The organism is Methanobacteriaceae archaeon (assembly GCA_030656015.1).
Classification (GTDB): Archaea; Methanobacteriota; Methanobacteria; order Methanobacteriales; family Methanobacteriaceae; genus UBA349.
The window spans coordinates 498,772-516,237 of sequence record JAUSNX010000004.1; the positions used below are offsets into that span (position 1 = coordinate 498,772).

A 17,466-nucleotide genomic window follows, 5' to 3' on the forward strand; every position below is an offset into this window, starting at 1 on the left:
AATGCCTGTGGATAAAGAAATGGCCAATACCATACTGGACACCTACCGCAACATGTACTTGGAAATGGAAGAGAAAAGTGCAACCGGCGAATCATTCCAAAAAATGGGCGAAGCTCTTGGCAGGATGGAAACATTGGCCCAGGAAACTAATGATGTAGTCAGTTTTACAGCACAACTCACCACTGAAAATCTATTCATCAAGTTCAGCAATGCCTATTCCGAAACCATGACGGCCATGGTGAAAGGGGAATACTCTGCGGATGGGGGCGATGAGTTGCTCATGGAGAAAACACTGGAGGCCTATGAGACTTCCATCAAAAGTCTGGAGGGTCATCCTAATTATGAAATACTTAAAAGACCCATTCAGGACTTAATTGAAATTGGAAAATCGGATATATCCTATCCTGCATTTTTAAGAACTGCTGAGGAGACCGGTCTTTTCCAGATCTTGCAAGGTGATCTGGTGGTGAGGGAATCTATAATTTCTGATAAAATGTTCGCGGAATTTATGCACCTGCCACTGGAGGTTGAAAAACACAAAAAAATCCTCCGAATTCACGATGAACTGGCAGCCAGTTCACCCTTTAAGGTGGCGGATAGTTTTGAATTTGGACTAGAAAGACAAAAGATAGATTGGGAGTATGCTCCTACTATTAATCAGTGGGATATGATTATAAGGTTATGGGGGAAGATGGTTGAGAATGTATATGACTGGCTGGATTCTTTCTGTAATTTTGCACCCTATGATAAACGTTGGACAGATATGAGGGGTAAATCTTACACTATGCGAAATATTAAACGTACCCAGGAATGCAATCCTGGAATACTAAAGGCCCGGGAGAAAATATTCCATGAATACTTCCAGATGGGTTGGGATGACATATTTACCCACGAAACCTTCCTGAATGAATATGGAGCTAACCGAGTATGGTATTCCGATGAAACCCTGGACTTAATAAAAAGAGTTTACCATCAATGCAAGCCCTTTAACAAACCAGATGTGGATTTAATTTACGAAGCAGAAGCCATATATTCTAAAAAGAGGTATAAGCGACCTGAAGCTTTCCAATATTCTTCTGAGGATAAAAAGAAGTTCATAGCGATTTTTGGAGAGGAAAAATGGGATCAATTTTTTAATAAATCCCACAATGAGTAAGGGGATTGTTATACAATCAAAACAGACTTTCTATATGTTTCATCGACTGAAAATCTAGGAGAAAATAACATGGGCGACATAGAGATAATAGATCTGAATCCAGATAATATATCAGATTATGGTGTTTGCGGGTACAAAGATCTGAAAAAACACTTGGAATTAAGGAAAAAAATTGAGTGGTTCCAGGAATATTACCCTAAAGGATTGCGAATTAAGATAGTAATGTCTGAAAAGGGCGGTTATCAGGGAATGCTGGAATACATTCCTGGAGAATATGCTCACCGCCCGGTGGAAGCCAAGGGGTACTTGTTTATCCACTGCATTTTTGTAGGGTTCCGAAAAGAATTTAAAGGTCAAGGAATGGCTTCCCGGCTACTGGATGAATGTATTAAAGAGGCCCAGGATAAGGAAATGCGGGGAGTGGCCGTAGTCACCAGAAAAGGCCCCTTCATGGTAGGTAATGATATATTCCTGAATAAAGGTTTTCAGATAGTGGATAGTGTTAAACCGGATTTTGATTTGTTGGTAAAGAAGTTTGATGAAAAATCACCCGATCCCAGATTCCGGGAAGATATGGGAGAGTCTTTAAAAGAATACTCTAATGGATTGACCATCCTCCGCTCAGTACAATGCCCCTACACTGAAAAAAATGTTAATGCGATTATAGAAACTGCAAAAAATAAATTCAAACTAGAAACCAATCTGGTTGATTTAAAGGATGCCCCTGATGTTCAAAATTCACCCTGTGCTTTCGGATCATTCAGTCTTATCTATGAGGGTGAAATATTAAGTTATCATCCCATTAGCAAGACCCGATTTGAGAATATAATGAAAAAAGTACTCCCCTGAAGATTTTTTTATAAACATGCAAACTGAAACTAAAATTGGTAAAAAACTTTATTCCGTGCAGGAATCTTACTGGATCTTTTACCACGGAATAAGGACCATGAAGTACTTATCTTCGGCCAAAAAGAACCAGGGACTAGACACTAAATTCATAGAAAGGATCATGCTGGCAGTTACTGAAGTCAATGACTGTGCCATCTGTTCTTACGCCCACACCAAAAGGGCCTTGGAGAGTGGAATGAGCGGCGAAGAAATCCATAATTTGCTGGCCGGGATTATGGATGATATACCTGATGATGAACTTGCCGCCGTCATGTTTGCCCAGCATTATGCCGATACCCGTGGCCACCCTACTGAGGAATCCTGGCAGCGTATTGTAAAAATCTATGGGACTTCCCGGGCCCTAGGAATTCTTGGTTCTATTCGGACTATCATGATGGGAAATGCTTATGGTATTGCCTGGAGTTCTTTTTTTAACCGGCTGAAAGGAAGGTCGGATCCAAGAAGTAGTTTTTTATATGAGGCCCGTATGATTTTAGGCACGGCTTTAATACCTGTTGCTCTTATTCATGCTTTAATCTCGAATTTGTTTAGAAAACCAGTGATTAGCTTTTAAAATTTTCATTAAACCTTTTATTTTAATCAAATTATAATCTACTTTTGATTTTAAATTCAATGCTGGAAATGAATTAAAATTAATTATTAATATAGTTTAAAATTTTTTGTTTAGCTTTTAAAGCTTTTTTATACCCCGGTTTTAGTGCTAAAGCAGTTTCAAAACATTCCAGTGCTTCATCATATTCTCCAATCTCTCTAAGGATAACTCCTTTGTCATACCATGTTCCAGCATGAAGTGGATCCATATCCAATGATTTATTTAACATTTTTAACTGTAATTTTGTAAGTCTGGATATTTTCGGTTTCTTTTCAACTTTATCCACTTCATTTAGTTCTTCTTCAAGAACATCCAATTTTATATATTCTAATTCATTTGGTAGGGTTTCTATTTCATTATTTATTTTTTCTTCAATTTTTCCATTTGGATTAAAATCAGTATCATCTAAAACTTCATTATTTTTGTCTAAAATTTCTTTTGTTTCCTCTGCAAGTTTTTTGGCCTTTTCACAATCTGGATCTATTTTTAATACATTTTCAAAACATTTCAACGCTTCTTTGTGATTTTCCAGGTTTTGAAGGGTTATTCCCTTGTGGTATAATATTATTTCAGTATTGGAATGTGGAGATTTCAAGATTAAATTATAAGTTTTTAGTGCTTCTTCATATCTTTTTGTTTTATTTAAACAAAGACCTTTTTTAAATGACGCACCACTCATATCATAGCATTTTATGGCTTCATCGTATCTACCAAGCTTTTCATAAATTTCCCCCCTACTATGAATTATTTCAAAATTAAAAGGATCCAGTTCCAGATACTTTTCATAGCACTCCAAAGATTCATCAAACTTTTGGAGAGCATATAAAATTGCGCCTTTGTTACTTAATGCTACAATATTACATGAATCTAATTCCAGGGATTTATTAAAACAATCTAAAGCTTCTTCATTCTTTTCAAGTTTACAAAGAATAAATCCATTATTAACTATTGTACTGGTGGCATCATGGTCTAATTCTAATCCTTTATTAAATGATTCTTCAGCTTCTTGATACTTTTCAAGCTTAATTAATAGCAATCCCTTATTGATCCATGCCGGGGCAAATTTTGGATCTATTTCTATAGCATGATTAACTGTTTCAAGCGCTTCTTCATATTGTCCTGTTACTCCTAACCAGAAGCTCTTTTCAGTTAGTATGTTCACATGTTCTGGGTGTAATTCAAGTGTTTTATCAAAACAACTAAAAGTTTCCCCATATTTACCCATAATTCCAAGGATTTCTCCTTTAAAACTCCAAGCACGTATAAACTTAGGATCTATTTCAATAGCTCTATCAAAGCAATATAATGCTTCTTTATAGTCTTCAAGGTTTTTAAGAGCTAAACCTTTGTTATACCATGCTTTTTCTAATTTTGGATCTAATTTTAAAGCTTTTTCATAGTATTGCATTGCTTCTTCATATTTTCCTTGTTTTGATAATTCAATACCTTTATTATTTATTGAAGCTGCGTTTTTTAATCTATCAAATAAACCCATTAAGACACCTTATTAAAATTATAAAATAAAGTTGTTAAAAGTAATATAAAAACTTTATTTAAGAATACTAAGCATTTTTCAGTGATTGAAATCTGGATTGGACTATAATTCATACTTATTTAGTAAAAATTTATTTTAACCGATATTTAAAAAAAAGAGTGGAGCGGAGTATTTCCAGTTTATATTAATTTAAAGTGTTTCTCCAGCTTAGGTTTATAAAAAAGTTTTTTTAATTGAAAAAATATTATTTAAGTTAATACTCTTATAAAGATTTATTCCGCAAATAGAATCTTTTTAAGTTCCTGCAGGTTAATGGTAATTAATTCCTCAGCATCTGGTTGGGCCAGTATTCTAAATTGCTCCAAATTGGTTTCCTCATAGAGCTTTTCCATTACCTTTTGAAGTTCCCCCACCGGCATTTCCAGGACTTTCCTTATTTTTAAAAGGTCTTCATCATTAAGTTTAGTTTTATAATCTATTATCTGGTCTTCAAACCACTCTACACCATTTATATTACCTGAAACGTATTTATCCACCGCGAAAGGAGGCATTTGCTCCACGGCCCGCAATATTCTCCACATATCCTTTTTATCTACATCTATTCCCATCATTTCGTCCACAACTTGGACCGCCCTTGCTGCCTTTTCAGTGCCGCCCCGACCATAAACAATGGATGCACAGGCCCCGGCCAGTAATATTCCGGTGAAGAAATAGAGTTGATTTTGGCCATCCCATAGGGCGGAGAGAGGTATTTTAACAACATAAAGTATAATGCTCGTGAATAGCACTGATGATGCTATAAATGTTAAAATTGCGGCAATAATGGCCAGTTTTTTATTTTTGATTAGCATGTTTATCATTCGTTATTATTTGCTTATTTTTTAAGTTATGGCTATTTTATTTCTCCAAAAAAGTCTTTATTTCCTGTGCAATGGGCTCGGGATTACCATAGTCCTGTGCAGATCCATGGTTTAATCCTTCCAGCTCCACCAAATGAGAATGAGGGACTATTTTATCCAGAGCCTGGAGGGTTTCTTTTAACATGGGTTCCGTTTTGCTGCCGCCCAGTAATAATACTTTTGCAAAAACCTTTTTGTAGTTATCGAGTGTTCCTTCTGTTTTTTGAACGATTTCCAGTTCGTCGTGTAATGTAGGGAGAAGCTCTTGGAGAGATACATCATCACCCTTGACTTTACGGGCATCCAATTTTAGTGCCAATTTGAAAATAGGAACCAGAATAAAATCAGGAGCTATATTAATCACCATATATTTCTTAGAATCCTTGGTTAAACTTTCCATGGCCGCAGCCACGTCACCCTGGGCCATGTACCCATCATAGTGCTGGATGATGGTTTTGAATTCTTCAATCCCTGGTTGTCCAAAGAAGATGAGGGGTTCATAGGCCACAACTTTATGGATATCTGAATTAGAGATTGCAGCATGCAGTGCAAATAAAGCACCGTCAGCCGTTCCAAAGACATAGTTTGAACCAGTTTTTTTAATGATGGCATCCAGGTCTTCATCTTCCTTTTCTATGCAGTAATTATTACTTGGTCCACTCATCCCACGCCCCCTACGGTCAGGAATATATACTGTAAACTCATCTGAGAGTAAAGTAGCAAGCTTCATAAGGTGTTGGGATGCATTTATTCCTCCGTGCAGAAGAATAATACCTGGGCCACTGCCTATTTGTCGGTATCCAATTTTAGTGCCGTCATAAGATGTTACAGAATCCTTGGTGTATAATTTTTTTTCATTCATAAATAACGCCCATTTTATTTAAACTATGAAATCTTAATTAAATATCTTATCTAGTACTTAAATCACACCTCTTTACTTTTTAACGACCACACCCAAGATTCCCCCTATTAAACCTAAAATTAGGCTTACCATAACTGATAATTGAATTATAATATATGCGGTTACTATTAAACCTATTCCTGTAGATACAAATCCAGTAATAGCACCCATATTCCCCAGACCCATAATTAATAATAAACATATTAATATACCTCCAATTATTCCAGACATGGTCCCTACTACGGCCCCATCTTTTTCATCCATTACCTCATAGTCTTCAAATCCTTTACTGAGGTAAGATGTTATGAATCCACCTGCAATAGGGCCTAAAAAGAATAATGGTAAGAATATCCATGACAAGCAAATAGTTAAAGCGGCATTAACGAACGCACCTATTCCAATAGTTTTCCAATCCATTTTTAATCAACTCCAATTTCAATGCATCTTTTATTCTGTATTTTATGGTTCATAATAATTAATCTATAATCTATGACTCCCGTCCCCCACCAGCACTGTCCCCAGCCACATAACCTGTAGAAAAAATTTTTTAAAGATTATAGCCTCCTCGAAGGCCACCCCCAGCAGGCCCAGCACCCCTTACACCTAATTCCTGTACATTCATGATTTAATAACTCCTTTTTATCGTTATAATAGTCATATTGATAATTTTTTAGTAAAAAATAATAGGTATATCGATAATAATAGTATATAATTATAAAATTATAAATCATGAAGGAGGTGAAAAAAAGTTGAAAACAAGAAATCTCGTGATTTTAACCTTTTTATTTACACTATTTTTATCAATACCCACTATAAGTGCTGCCAATGTAACTATAAATCCTGAAGATAGCATACAAGACGCCATAAATAATGCGGCTTCTGGAGATACTATTATTCTGAATACTGGAGCTTATAATCAAAGTGGAATCAAGATTAATAAAGAATTAACGTTCAAAGGAGCTACCAACAACCCTGATGATGTAATTATCGATGCTCAGAATAATGATAGAGTAATTGAAGTACTAACTGGTGTTAACAATGTAAAACTGCAGGGTTTGACTATTACCAATGGATACCATAATGGAACATTCAATGGTAGAGGGGCAGGTCTCTCAAATAGAGGTGGAACACAATCCCAACCTACTCAGATAATCAACTGTAAATTCACCAACAACAATGCCACCGGTGAAGGTGGAGCTATTTACAATTATGGTAACTTAAACATTACTAATTGTATATTCACCAACAATAACGCAGAAGGAAATGGTGGGGCAATATCCAACCGTGGTGATTTGGTTATTAGGAGCAGTACTATTCAGCAGAACACAGCTCCGTCTTTTGGTGGAGGAATATATAACCTGGATACTATGGCCATTATTGATAGCATCATACAACAGAATCAGGCTGCAGGTGGTGGAGGAATACTCAATGATGGAGAATTAACCATCACTGGAAGTACCATTCAACAAAACCAGGGTAGTAATGGTGGAGGAATAGATAACTTTGAGAGTTTAACCATTACGGACAGTATCATAAAGGACAATACTGCCCCTATGGGTGGTGGAATAGCCAATTGGAATAATTTAATGGTCACTGATTGTAGCATTCAAGATAACACTGCCGAACTTTCGGGTGGTGGAATACATAACATTATGGGCACTACAACCATTACTGGTAGCAATATCCAGAATAACAGTGCTCTTAAAGGTGGAGCTATTTACAATTATGGTAACTTAACCATTACAAGCAGTACACTTCAGCAGAACACCGCTACTCAGAGTGGAGCAATATTCAATGATCAATTAGGAGAAGTATCTGGTACTCTAACTGCGAACTTTAATCGCATATTCAACAACACTCCTAATGCTGTTGAATGTAGTTCTGGTTCAGTGAATGCCATTTATAATTGGTGGGGTTCAAATAATCCAGTTTTTTCCACGTTGATTAATGGTTCTGTGAGCTATGATCCCTGGCTGGTTATGAGGTATAGTGCTAATCCAACCATTATTAAGCAGGGACAGGCTTCTAATTTGATTGCTGATTTTAGATATGATTCCCATGGCGTGTTCCACAATCCTGCGGCAGGACATTTGCCGGATGGTACTATGGTTACATTTACTACAACTTTAGGTAATGTGGGTAGTAAATCAGTGGTTATTGAAACCATTAATGGTGTGGCCACGGCAATACTACGTGGAGATGATGCTGCTGGTGAAGCATGGACATCTGCAACTCTGGATAGTCAGACTTTAAGGACTAATGTGACCATTACTAAAGCAGCTACAACACAAAAGACCGTCGGAATGCAAACTACTGGAATTCAAGTACAATATCTGGTTTTAGCCATTTTAATGGTTATTGGTGGACTAATAGTTCCTAAAAGAAAATAAAACTACTCTTTTTCTTTTTTTATTTTTTAAAATTAATTAAATCAGCACTTTTTGAATATGAAACCCCTGAATATTTTTTATTAAGTAATATCTAGAAGGGAAATTCTAAAAAATCAGATAAAGATAATTATAATTATAATAACTTTGTAATAATAATCATAGATAAAATATTCAAGAAGGGGATAAAAGTGAAAAAACTTCAAATAGGTTTAATAGTTTTGGTTATTTGTTTTGTTGTGGCCTTATCGGGATGTATTTCAAATAATGATAATAATGGTAATTCCACTACCAACTTATCTAGTTCTAATACAACAAATGTTTCAGCTTCAGATAATGTTGATATTGTGGTAAATTATTCTGGTAGTTGGGCAGTTGATGTAAGTGGCCCATTCGGATATCGTTCACTAGCAGGTACTGGAAATGAAAAAAATAGTATAGGCAATGTAACTGGGTCAGTAACTGCTTCTGCCCGTAAAACAGAGGGCGGTAATGAGGTTCTAACTGTTTCAATAACTAAAGGTGGGAAAAAACTCGCTTCACAAAGTACTTCTGCTCCATGGGGCGGTGCTACTGCAGTCTTCACAGATATTTAATATCCATTATCCATTTTTGCAGTTAAATTGCTTCTGATTAAAATTTTTAACTATTATTCAAGTCTTCATTTTTTTTATTTTTTTAATAAAAATTGTTTAAAAGCTTGCATTATAAAATTAAAGGCATTAAAACAATTTTCTATAGTTAGTTTCCTTCATTTCCAATCTTATTTTACAATCTTTTATTTTAGATAAAACTAATTAATAATATATTTCATGAATTTAATCTAAAGAATATTTATTTATAATTAATTAATAACCCCGAAAACAGCATACTAAAATAATTAGTATAAGAATCAAATAATAATATAACAAATTATCCTGTTATTGATAAGATTTTTTCACTTCTTTATCTTCTTAAAAGTGCACTATCACTATAGAACACTTAATAATTGTCTTAAAAATTTATATTCACAAAGGAGGTGAAAAAATGAAAAGAAACCTACCAAAAGGTATTCTATTAATTGCAGCGACTTTATTTTTTACGCTCATATTGGCAAATTCTGCTTATGCTGCTGAGGGTGATGTTATTTATGTTAATGGTTCATCAGGAAGTGATGACAATGACGGTTTCACCCCAGCCACAGCTAAATTATCTATTAAAAATGCTACTGGAACAGTAAACTCTAATGGATTAGTTAATATTGCAAATGGACAATACAATGGGACAAACAATACTGGAATCACCCTTGAAAAGAATATGGTTATTAAAGGTGAAAGTCAGGCAAATACCATAATTAATGGAACCAACACCAACTGGATATTCAATATTAAAACTGGAGTTAGTGTTTTAATCCAGAATTTAACATTTACCAATGGAAATTCAACTGATTTAGGTGGTGCTATCATAAATAATGGTACTTTAATCGCCGAAAATTGTACTTTCACAAGTAATAATGGTAATTATGGTGGCGCCATTAGCAATTTTGCGAATTTAGATATTGTAGATTGTAGTTTTACTAATAATACTGCAGAATATGGTGGTGCATTAATTAATTTTCTCTATTCAAGTTCTGATTCCATTATTAATACAATAACCAATTGTAGTTTTACTAATAACACAGCAGAATCGGGTGGTGGTGCAATCAGTAATATCATCATTTATGCTTCTGGCTCAATTATTAATAATATAAGTAATTGTAGTTTTATTAACAACACTGCAAGTTCCGGTGGTGGTGCAATCAGTAATGGAGTTCTTGGTGCTGGTTCTGTAATAAATACTGTAAATGGTTGTAATTTCACAACTAACACTGCTATTGGTGGTGGTGGAGCCATATCTAATGGGCAGGATTCTGATTTAATAGTTAATAACTGTAATTTTACCAACAACCTAGTAATAGAAGCAACAGGGCAGGGTTGGGCCACTTATAATTCCGGTGGTGCAATCGCAAATCATGGTAATTTAACAGTTAATAGCTGTACTTTCACAAACAACAGTTTAACTGGAGCTAATACTTATGGTGGCGCCATTAGCAATATAGAAAGTACATGTGCAATTACCGATAGTACTTTCACAGATAACACGGCTAATTATGGAGGTGCTATATCCAGTATTAGTGGCAGTACATGGCAGAGTGCCATTAACACTATTACCAATTGTACTTTCACAAGTAATAATGCTAATTATGGTGGTGCAGTTGCCAATTACCTATTTGTCCCAGTATTTGGGTCGGGATCGGGTTCAGTTATTAGTACTGTGACAGACAGTAAATTCACAGAAAACACTGCTACTTATCATGGCGGTGCCATAGCCAATATCTGTGATCCTTCTACCACAGGATATGTTATGAGCACGGTGACTGGTTCAAATTTCACCGGTAATACTGCGATGGATGCTGCTGCCATATCTAATGTCTGTACTCTTGCTTTAGGATCCATGACCAGTACAGTTAGCGGATGTACCTTTGATAATAATTCCGCTACAGGGACAGAGTCCTATGGAGGTATTATAAGCAATATATCTATTATTAGTGCCGCTTTAATTACCAGCAATGTAAATAAATGTGATTTCACCAATAACACCGCTTCGTTGAATGGTGGTGCTATTTTAAATTACATAAATGGAGGTTTTATTGACTGTTCAGTTACTGACTGTAAGTTTATAAATAATGTTGCTGCTATTTTTGGTGGTGCTATCTTCAATGGAGCTTTTTGTAATTTAACTGTTACTAATGGTACTTTTACTAATAACCAGGCCCGAGACGGCGGGGCCATTGCCACGGGAGGTAATTGTACGATAAGTTACAGTGATTTCACCAATAACACGGCAAATGGTGAAGGAGGAGCTATCAGTAATTATTGGTGCAATTTTACTCTGACTAAGAGTAATTTAATCGGAAACACCGCAACAAATGGTGGAGCTATTTACTGTCATAACAGTACTGTTGAGATCCATTTCAACAGGATTGTTAAAAACATAGCAAACAACAACGGAACGGCCCTTTACTGCTACAACCATACAGTAAATGCCACCAATAACTGGTGGGGAAATAATAGCAATCCCATGACTATAGCAAACTTAATTTATGTGGAATCTTGTTCAGTGTATGCCAATCCCTGGGTTATTTTAACAGTTAATGCAACCCCTAACACCATCAATAATGGTGAAACATCAATGATTACTGCTGATTTAAACCACATCAATGGTGGTGACCTTTTAAGTGGTGGGCAAATACCCGATGGGTTTATAACACTGGAAGTACCTTGGGGTAGCTTAAACAATGTTGGACAACATTCAATCATGCTAAACACCATAAACGGAGCTATAACTCCAGTAACATTCTTTGCTAATGAAGGGCCAGCCCCTTCAAGTGTTAGAGTTAATGCAATTGCTGATAGTTACACTACTGATGCTCTGGAAGCTGCTTATATCAATATCAACAAAGTAGCAAACTTAACTGTCACCAAAACAGGCCCTATCGAAGCTACAGCAGGAACAAAAATCACTTACACCATAACGGTTACTAACAACGGCCCGGACCCAGCAGAAAATGTGCAAATAATAGACAATATTCCCCCCATACTCCAAGGAGTCAGCCACGATTCCTTCAACCTGGGAAATATACCTGCAGGAGAATCTAGAACCATTCACATCAATGGAACAATACCCTCCAGTACACTTAATGGAACAACTTTCCAGAACAATGCTACTGCAACTTCAGATACTCTTGGAAACATCACACCATCACCCATAGTGACCACTACAGTTGATACAATAGCTGATGTAGATTTAACCAAGATTGTGGATAAGACCAGGCCTAATGTGGGAGAAATAGTCCTCTTCACCGTAACTGCACATAACAATGGGCCCAGTGATGCAACTAATATTCTGATACATGACATTATGCCCCATGGATTCTCAGATGTGGGCATAAATCCATCCAAAGGAAACTACAGTGGTGGAATATGGGCATTAAATCTTAGCAGTGGTGAAACAGCCACACTAAGTTTAATGGGTAAGGTCACAGCCATAATAGCTGGTAAAAACACTACAAACAGTGCAAGTATAATAAACCAAACACAAACAGATCCAGACACCATAGATTCTGTAAATGCCACAATATATGTGCCTAAAGCAGACCTCTATCTTCATATACGCTCAAGTAACAATAATCCGACCATAGGTGAGTTCTTCACAGTAAGCTACAAGCTCGGTAACTATGGACCAGATAATGCAGATGAGGTTACAGTTACTATCCCTCTGCCAAAAGGATTTGAAATATCAAATATTAGTGGTGATGGAACCTGGAACTACAATAAAAACACGAATACCATAACCTGGATACTAAACACCGTGGAAGTGGGTGATCCTTACCTCCACATAACTGGAAAAAACAATGCCATCGGTAACAGTTCATTCAATGCCCATATTGATTCTGCAACCTACAATACCAATACTGAAGGAGTAACTCCACTAATAATAAGCACAGATCCCATCAAAAACACAACAGTAAACGCAACAAGCACCGTATCCATGCAAAACACCGGAATACCATTGAATTACCTTATAATGGCCATATTGCTTATTATAAGTGGATTAGTAGTTCCTAAAAGAAAATAAAAATACTCTTTTTTTATTTTTTATTTTATTTTTCAATGCTGAGATAGATGTTAAAATCTTTATTAAATCTAGATACCAGATGATAGTTAAGAAAAAAGCATTATTACTCCTGAATTTAGATAGATCCCTAAATAGAGCAAATAAGAAAGAATATTAAATTATATTCTTTTAAAATAAAAAATATGCTCAAATTATGTACTTTATGATTTATTCTGAGTTTCTATCAGCTATTTTATCGATTATCATTCCCCGTGGCTTTCTCGCAGAAACTCATCACTCATCTTTTTTCCTGATTCGTATTTTGCCAGTTCTAATCCTTTCCCTAATTCGAGACTTGCCTTAAGATGATCCGCCATTAATTCTCCGGCCAATTCTTCATCATTAATTTTTTCATCCATAGTATATCCAATAATGGCAAATAGTGATTCTTGCCATTCTTCATACTCTTTTGTAGCTTCAAATTCTTTCAATATGTCATTATTAATCATATATACACCATTCCTAGAAAATCCTAAAAATACTTTTCTTATTTTTATTCCTAATACATTTATTATTTTTCTGATTATAATGCATTGGCCAAAATAAAATACTAATAAATTATTTAAAGAAAACAATTATATTATTTTATTTCCATATTAATATTCTAATTTTGCTTTAAATTGAATAATAAAAAATATAAGTTAGTTTAATATTATTATCCGTGATTTAATTAGTAAATAATTCAATATTAGTTTTAATCATATTAACCAGTATAATAGAATTTTTTCTTCACCATTATTGATGGTGGATTCACTTTCATTGCTATTTTTAGAAAGTGTGCCATTACCCTGGACACTCAATTCTATAAATCGATCCAGCATAAAGGAGGTGAAAAGATCAAAAAACAAGCTAATGAAAACCAATCATTAAATAAGTTTAAAATTGCAGTTCCTTTATTGTTACTAATTTTGTCTCTGGTTTTTGTGGCAGGTATGGGTGCTGCTTCAGCTGCCTCCGGTGATAACATTTATGTTAATGCCACCAGTGGTAATGATGATAACGACGGATTATCTGCCGTATTCAATGGTACCAGTGGGCCTAAACTCACTATTAAAAATGTTACAGGAACTGTAAACACTGATGGGGCTGTAAAGATTGCTGATGGCCAGTATTCTGGAGATAATAATACCAATATCGATCTCGGCCGGAACATGACCCTTATTGGTCAAATCCATGCCGGCTCCATCATTAATGGAAGTGGTATAAACTGGTTATTTATTGTTAAACCACAAACAACAGTTACCTTCATAAACCTGACCTTCACCAAATCAGTCAGGATTGTACGAAAACCAGCACTGCGATAAAAAAAATTAAATAACTACTAGTTTTCTTTCTTTTTTTATTTTTTAAAAATTAAAGTACTATTCTTAAATATTAAAATAATATGAAATTTTTCTAATTAATTAAAAATCATCCTCATTAATCACTGTAGAAACAATCTCAGTCTTGTCCCCTTTTTTATACCTGAAATCACACTTATCAGCACCCTCGGCCAGAGTCATTGTCCTTTTTAGGCCCAAGCCACCATATTTACTCTCAGGAATATCCGTAGCACACATGTAGGGAACAAATTCATCAGCCCCTTTCTCATGGAAAAATTTGCATATAGCACATTCTTCAAAGTCCAGACCAAAATCAAAGTCTTCCCCTTCCACAAATTCAAAAACAAAATCTCCAGGATATATTCTATTTTCCGATTCACTGGCCATATATTTAAGAAATCCTATAACTTGAGGATTATCCATGGGCGCTATCTCATCAGAGTTATTTTTAAAAAAATCATCAGCATGCCTGTAGCAGATTTCACCAATATCCTTCAAATCTTTTCCCCTTCTTTTTAAAACCAAGTAAACAGCCAAATATTGGGTGGTAGAGGTAATAGTGATAGTTAATGGATTATCAGAACCTCCAATATATGGCATATCTTCTAGAAGAGAATTATATTCTTTTTTTATTTGAAGAGCAGCAGTTTTTGCAAAGTCATCACCAAATTTTTTCCCTATGAACTGTTTAATGGCCTTATTAAAGCTCTCAAATTCTATTAAGAGTTTAGATTTTTCTTCTGCAGAATAACCTGTCATAGTATTTAATTTGTAGTTAATATCATAAAGAACTTGCGAAATATTTCCATTAAACTGTATTCTAATTACAGTAAACATTATTATAATTAAAAATCATAGAAAATTAAGAACTATTATGCTGAGTTATTAATATTCGAATAGAAGAATAAATTTATAAAATAAAATTAGGAGTATTGAGAATTATAAAATTATTTCTAGGGGATTATAATGTTTAAGGAAAATTTTAAAAATTTTAGCAAACTCAGGTGGTCTTTAATATTCATATTTTTAATGGTTAATGTTCTTTTAATTTTCACCTATAAAAACTCTAACTTACTGGCACTGGATTCTTTCCTGGTAACTGCTCTTCTCTTTATTCTAGCAGTATTTCATGGAAGAGAACGATATGGTGGAAAAAACATTGCTATATTTTTCCTGATCACCTGGGCCGTTAGTTTCTTTTTTGAAAATCTGAGTATAGCTACCGGTTTCCCCTTTGGTTTTTATCATTATTCCCCCAGCCTGGGACTCTTAACCGTGCCCCTAATCATAATATTTGCCTATTTTGCCATAGGTTATCTGGCCTGGATGTTGGCCCATGTATTAACGGACCAATATGCTAAAAAACTTCAAGGAAAACAAGTATTTATAGTGCCATTCGTAGCGGCATTTCTCATGGTAATGTGGGATTTGACGGTGGACCCTATTTCATCAACTTTACAGGGCCTCTGGGTCTGGACAACACCCGGAGCCTACTTCGGAGTCCCCATATCCAACTTCTTTGGATGGTTTTTAGTAGTATATCTATTCTTCCAGATATTTGCACTGTATATATCCAGATACGATATTTTAAAACCAGAAAAACTTTCTAAAATATCTAATAAACCTTATTGGATTGAAGCAGCAGTTATTTATGGCATAACTGCCCTGGGAACAATATTATCCGTTTTCTACCAGTACAATGACATTACTATATCCATGGCCCTGATCACGGTTTTCACCATGGTATTTGTGGCCATATTGGCCATGGTTAACATTATGAACAAAAAAGAGTTGAGTTAAAAAATTTAATATTCAGAAAATGCTATTTCATCCTTTTTTTCTTTAAGTATCCTACTTATCTCGGCACTGGTAATTCCAGAAGGACTATTATCCGTATCAGAAGTTAATCGAACAACTATAAGATATGGGAGCATGCTAAGTCCAAATAGCAAAGGGTAGAATATATCATATTCATTTGAGAAAAATGGCGAGTATAAAACTAAAGTAATCATAAGAATAACGTAAAAAATTGTAAAGGCCCATCCCTGCCAGGTTATTGGACGTCCCCTATCTTTCCACTTAATTTCTTTGGAGGCAGAAATAAACCAAGGCTTTTTAGTAATTCTTTTCATCACTTTTTTTATGAATATATTAATTTATAAATCTTGCCCAGAATTAATTACCATATATATTGATTAATGGCCAAATTAATTCCTAAAAATAGTTAAATTTTAAAATAGCTAATATCTCATATATAAACTATGTTTAAAAAAAACTGATAAGGAATATTAATATGAAAAACAATCCCTCATGGTACTTTAGCGAAAAACAAATTGGAGTAGATTATTCAGACTCTGAAATCACCAAAAAATACGATAATCAGCACCAAAAGTTCAGGGATTTCCAGGCCGAAGCAGAAGATATGGTAGGGAAGTTAGAAATAACCGAAGAAGATGTAGTGCTTGATTTTGGTTGTGGGACTGGTGAAATTGCCCTAAATCTGGCCCAATATTCTAAAAAAGTTATCGGTGTAGATTTATCTCCAGAAATGCTAAATATTTTAAAAACAAAAGCCGAAAAGCAGAATATTACCAATATTGAAATCCATTGTGGCGGATTTTTAACTTATTCACACGAAGGAGAAGCTGTGGATAAAATAGTTTCCAAATTCGCCCTACACCACCTTCCTGATTTCTGGAAATCCATAGCCTTGCTTAAGATGGCCAACATTTTAAAGGCCGACGGAAAACTTTATTATTCCGATTTGGTATTTACATTTGATCCTGAAGACCATGAAAATGTCATTAATAGTATTATTGAAGATCTTCGTTGTGCAGCTGGAGACTCCATGGCCCATGAAACTTTAATCCATATTAAAGAGGAATTCAGTACCTATGACTGGATTATGGATGGTTTATTTGAAAAAACAGGTTTTTCAATTAACTCAAAAATAATAGAAGGAAATTTTTTAACATATATTTGTTCTAAAAAATGAATTATTAATAATTCAGAACTTTTCAAATAGTTTTTATGGGTGGAGAAAAATACTATTATTTTAACTATTTCACCCAAAAGTTTATTACTCTTTAAAATAAAAGTTAAATCTCTAT

The 17,466-nt window shown here is 34.8% G+C and carries 17 protein-coding genes; 9 read left to right on the plus strand and 8 right to left on the minus strand.

Features of this window, described 5'->3' with window-relative positions:
* Window position 1: 1 nt before the first annotated feature.
* The 3 genes from Q7I96_05625 (at window position 2) to Q7I96_05635 (ending at window position 2,618) form a co-directional block, all read left to right on the plus strand.
* Window positions 2-1,156, plus strand: a complete 1,155-nt coding sequence (locus tag Q7I96_05625; GenBank protein ID MDO9627088.1) for a hypothetical protein — start codon at window positions 2-4, stop codon at window positions 1,154-1,156.
* Window positions 1,157-1,225: 69 nt separating this feature from the next.
* Window positions 1,226-2,005, plus strand: a complete 780-nt coding sequence (locus Q7I96_05630) for a YoaP domain-containing protein (protein ID MDO9627089.1) — start codon at window positions 1,226-1,228, stop codon at window positions 2,003-2,005.
* A gap of 16 nt (window positions 2,006-2,021) precedes the next feature.
* Entirely contained in the window at window positions 2,022-2,618 is a 597-nt protein-coding gene (locus Q7I96_05635) for a carboxymuconolactone decarboxylase family protein (protein ID MDO9627090.1), read from the plus strand.
* Between the two features lie 79 nt (window positions 2,619-2,697).
* Here Q7I96_05635 and Q7I96_05640 read toward each other — a convergent pair whose 3' ends face one another.
* From Q7I96_05640 to Q7I96_05655, 4 genes are all read right to left on the minus strand, one after another.
* Window positions 2,698-4,152 (minus strand): tetratricopeptide repeat protein, encoded by a 1,455-nt coding sequence (locus Q7I96_05640; protein ID MDO9627091.1) that lies wholly within the window; start codon window positions 4,150-4,152, stop codon window positions 2,698-2,700.
* Window positions 4,153-4,424: 272 nt separating this feature from the next.
* On the minus strand, window positions 4,425-5,003 hold the full coding sequence (locus Q7I96_05645; GenBank protein MDO9627092.1) for a hypothetical protein: 579 nt from the start codon (window positions 5,001-5,003) through the stop codon (window positions 4,425-4,427).
* A gap of 46 nt (window positions 5,004-5,049) precedes the next feature.
* Window positions 5,050-5,913, minus strand: a complete 864-nt coding sequence (locus Q7I96_05650) for an alpha/beta hydrolase (GenBank protein ID MDO9627093.1) — start codon at window positions 5,911-5,913, stop codon at window positions 5,050-5,052.
* A 72-nt stretch (window positions 5,914-5,985) separates the two neighbouring features.
* Complete coding sequence (locus Q7I96_05655; protein ID MDO9627094.1) at window positions 5,986-6,369, minus strand: DUF5518 domain-containing protein; 384 nt, start codon at window positions 6,367-6,369, stop codon at window positions 5,986-5,988.
* 332 nt (window positions 6,370-6,701) lie between these two features.
* Here Q7I96_05655 and Q7I96_05660 point away from each other — a divergent pair, with 332 nt between their 5' ends.
* The 3 genes from Q7I96_05660 (at window position 6,702) to Q7I96_05670 (ending at window position 12,995) form a co-directional block, all read left to right on the plus strand.
* Window positions 6,702-8,342 (plus strand): hypothetical protein, encoded by a 1,641-nt coding sequence (locus tag Q7I96_05660; GenBank protein MDO9627095.1) that lies wholly within the window; start codon window positions 6,702-6,704, stop codon window positions 8,340-8,342.
* 188 nt (window positions 8,343-8,530) lie between these two features.
* The gene (locus Q7I96_05665; GenBank protein MDO9627096.1) at window positions 8,531-8,935 is read left to right on the plus strand and encodes a hypothetical protein; all 405 of its coding nucleotides are present in this window, start codon (window positions 8,531-8,533) and stop codon (window positions 8,933-8,935) included.
* Between the two features lie 430 nt (window positions 8,936-9,365).
* Window positions 9,366-12,995, plus strand: coding sequence for a hypothetical protein (locus Q7I96_05670; GenBank protein MDO9627097.1), 3,630 nt, complete (start codon window positions 9,366-9,368; stop codon window positions 12,993-12,995).
* A 242-nt stretch (window positions 12,996-13,237) separates the two neighbouring features.
* Here Q7I96_05670 and Q7I96_05675 read toward each other — a convergent pair whose 3' ends face one another.
* On the minus strand, window positions 13,238-13,483 hold the full coding sequence (locus Q7I96_05675) for a hypothetical protein (GenBank protein ID MDO9627098.1): 246 nt from the start codon (window positions 13,481-13,483) through the stop codon (window positions 13,238-13,240).
* A gap of 249 nt (window positions 13,484-13,732) precedes the next feature.
* Complete coding sequence (locus Q7I96_05680; GenBank protein MDO9627099.1) at window positions 13,733-13,855, minus strand: hypothetical protein; 123 nt, start codon at window positions 13,853-13,855, stop codon at window positions 13,733-13,735.
* 75 nt (window positions 13,856-13,930) lie between these two features.
* Here Q7I96_05680 and Q7I96_05685 point away from each other — a divergent pair, with 75 nt between their 5' ends.
* Window positions 13,931-14,338, plus strand: coding sequence for a hypothetical protein (locus tag Q7I96_05685; GenBank protein ID MDO9627100.1), 408 nt, complete (start codon window positions 13,931-13,933; stop codon window positions 14,336-14,338).
* A 99-nt stretch (window positions 14,339-14,437) separates the two neighbouring features.
* Here the strand turns inward: Q7I96_05685 and Q7I96_05690 are convergent, their stop codons facing one another.
* Window positions 14,438-15,193: an L-2-amino-thiazoline-4-carboxylic acid hydrolase gene (locus Q7I96_05690; GenBank protein ID MDO9627101.1), complete on the minus strand. Its 756-nt coding sequence runs from the start codon at window positions 15,191-15,193 to the stop codon at window positions 14,438-14,440.
* Between the two features lie 129 nt (window positions 15,194-15,322).
* Here Q7I96_05690 and Q7I96_05695 point away from each other — a divergent pair, with 129 nt between their 5' ends.
* A complete protein-coding gene (locus tag Q7I96_05695; GenBank protein ID MDO9627102.1) occupies window positions 15,323-16,156 on the plus strand; it encodes a carotenoid biosynthesis protein in 834 nt (277 codons plus the stop codon).
* Window positions 16,157-16,161: 5 nt separating this feature from the next.
* On the opposite strand, the gene Q7I96_05700 is transcribed toward Q7I96_05695, so the two are convergent.
* Window positions 16,162-16,488 (minus strand): hypothetical protein, encoded by a 327-nt coding sequence (locus Q7I96_05700; GenBank protein ID MDO9627103.1) that lies wholly within the window; start codon window positions 16,486-16,488, stop codon window positions 16,162-16,164.
* Window positions 16,489-16,649: 161 nt separating this feature from the next.
* Between Q7I96_05700 and Q7I96_05705 the strand changes: the two genes are divergently transcribed.
* The gene (locus tag Q7I96_05705) at window positions 16,650-17,351 is read left to right on the plus strand and encodes a class I SAM-dependent methyltransferase (protein ID MDO9627104.1); all 702 of its coding nucleotides are present in this window, start codon (window positions 16,650-16,652) and stop codon (window positions 17,349-17,351) included.
* Window positions 17,352-17,466: the final 115 nt, after the last annotated feature.

What these genes read in the sequence shown, in the direction of transcription:
- Q7I96_05705 (MDO9627104.1), top strand. Translation starts at nt 16,650, where the DNA reads ATGAAAAACAATCCCTCATGGTACTTTAGCGAAAAACAAATTGGAGTA.
- Q7I96_05635 (MDO9627090.1), top strand. Translation starts at nt 2,022, where the DNA reads ATGCAAACTGAAACTAAAATTGGTAAAAAACTTTATTCCGTGCAGGAA.
- Q7I96_05645 (MDO9627092.1), bottom strand. Translation starts at nt 5,003, where the DNA reads ATGCTAATCAAAAATAAAAAACTGGCCATTATTGCCGCAATTTTAACA.
- Q7I96_05630 (MDO9627089.1), top strand. Translation starts at nt 1,226, where the DNA reads ATGGGCGACATAGAGATAATAGATCTGAATCCAGATAATATATCAGAT.
- Q7I96_05655 (MDO9627094.1), bottom strand. Translation starts at nt 6,369, where the DNA reads ATGGATTGGAAAACTATTGGAATAGGTGCGTTCGTTAATGCCGCTTTA.
- Q7I96_05670 (MDO9627097.1), top strand. Translation starts at nt 9,366, where the DNA reads ATGAAAAGAAACCTACCAAAAGGTATTCTATTAATTGCAGCGACTTTA.
- Q7I96_05700 (MDO9627103.1), bottom strand. Translation starts at nt 16,488, where the DNA reads ATGAAAAGAATTACTAAAAAGCCTTGGTTTATTTCTGCCTCCAAAGAA.
- Q7I96_05675 (MDO9627098.1), bottom strand. Translation starts at nt 13,483, where the DNA reads ATGATTAATAATGACATATTGAAAGAATTTGAAGCTACAAAAGAGTAT.
- Q7I96_05690 (MDO9627101.1), bottom strand. Translation starts at nt 15,193, where the DNA reads ATGTTTACTGTAATTAGAATACAGTTTAATGGAAATATTTCGCAAGTT.
- Q7I96_05640 (MDO9627091.1), bottom strand. Translation starts at nt 4,152, where the DNA reads ATGGGTTTATTTGATAGATTAAAAAACGCAGCTTCAATAAATAATAAA.
- Q7I96_05650 (MDO9627093.1), bottom strand. Translation starts at nt 5,913, where the DNA reads ATGAATGAAAAAAAATTATACACCAAGGATTCTGTAACATCTTATGAC.
- Q7I96_05625 (MDO9627088.1), top strand. Translation starts at nt 2, where the DNA reads ATGCCTGTGGATAAAGAAATGGCCAATACCATACTGGACACCTACCGC.
- Q7I96_05695 (MDO9627102.1), top strand. Translation starts at nt 15,323, where the DNA reads ATGTTTAAGGAAAATTTTAAAAATTTTAGCAAACTCAGGTGGTCTTTA.
- Q7I96_05680 (MDO9627099.1), bottom strand. Translation starts at nt 13,855, where the DNA reads ATGCTGGATCGATTTATAGAATTGAGTGTCCAGGGTAATGGCACACTT.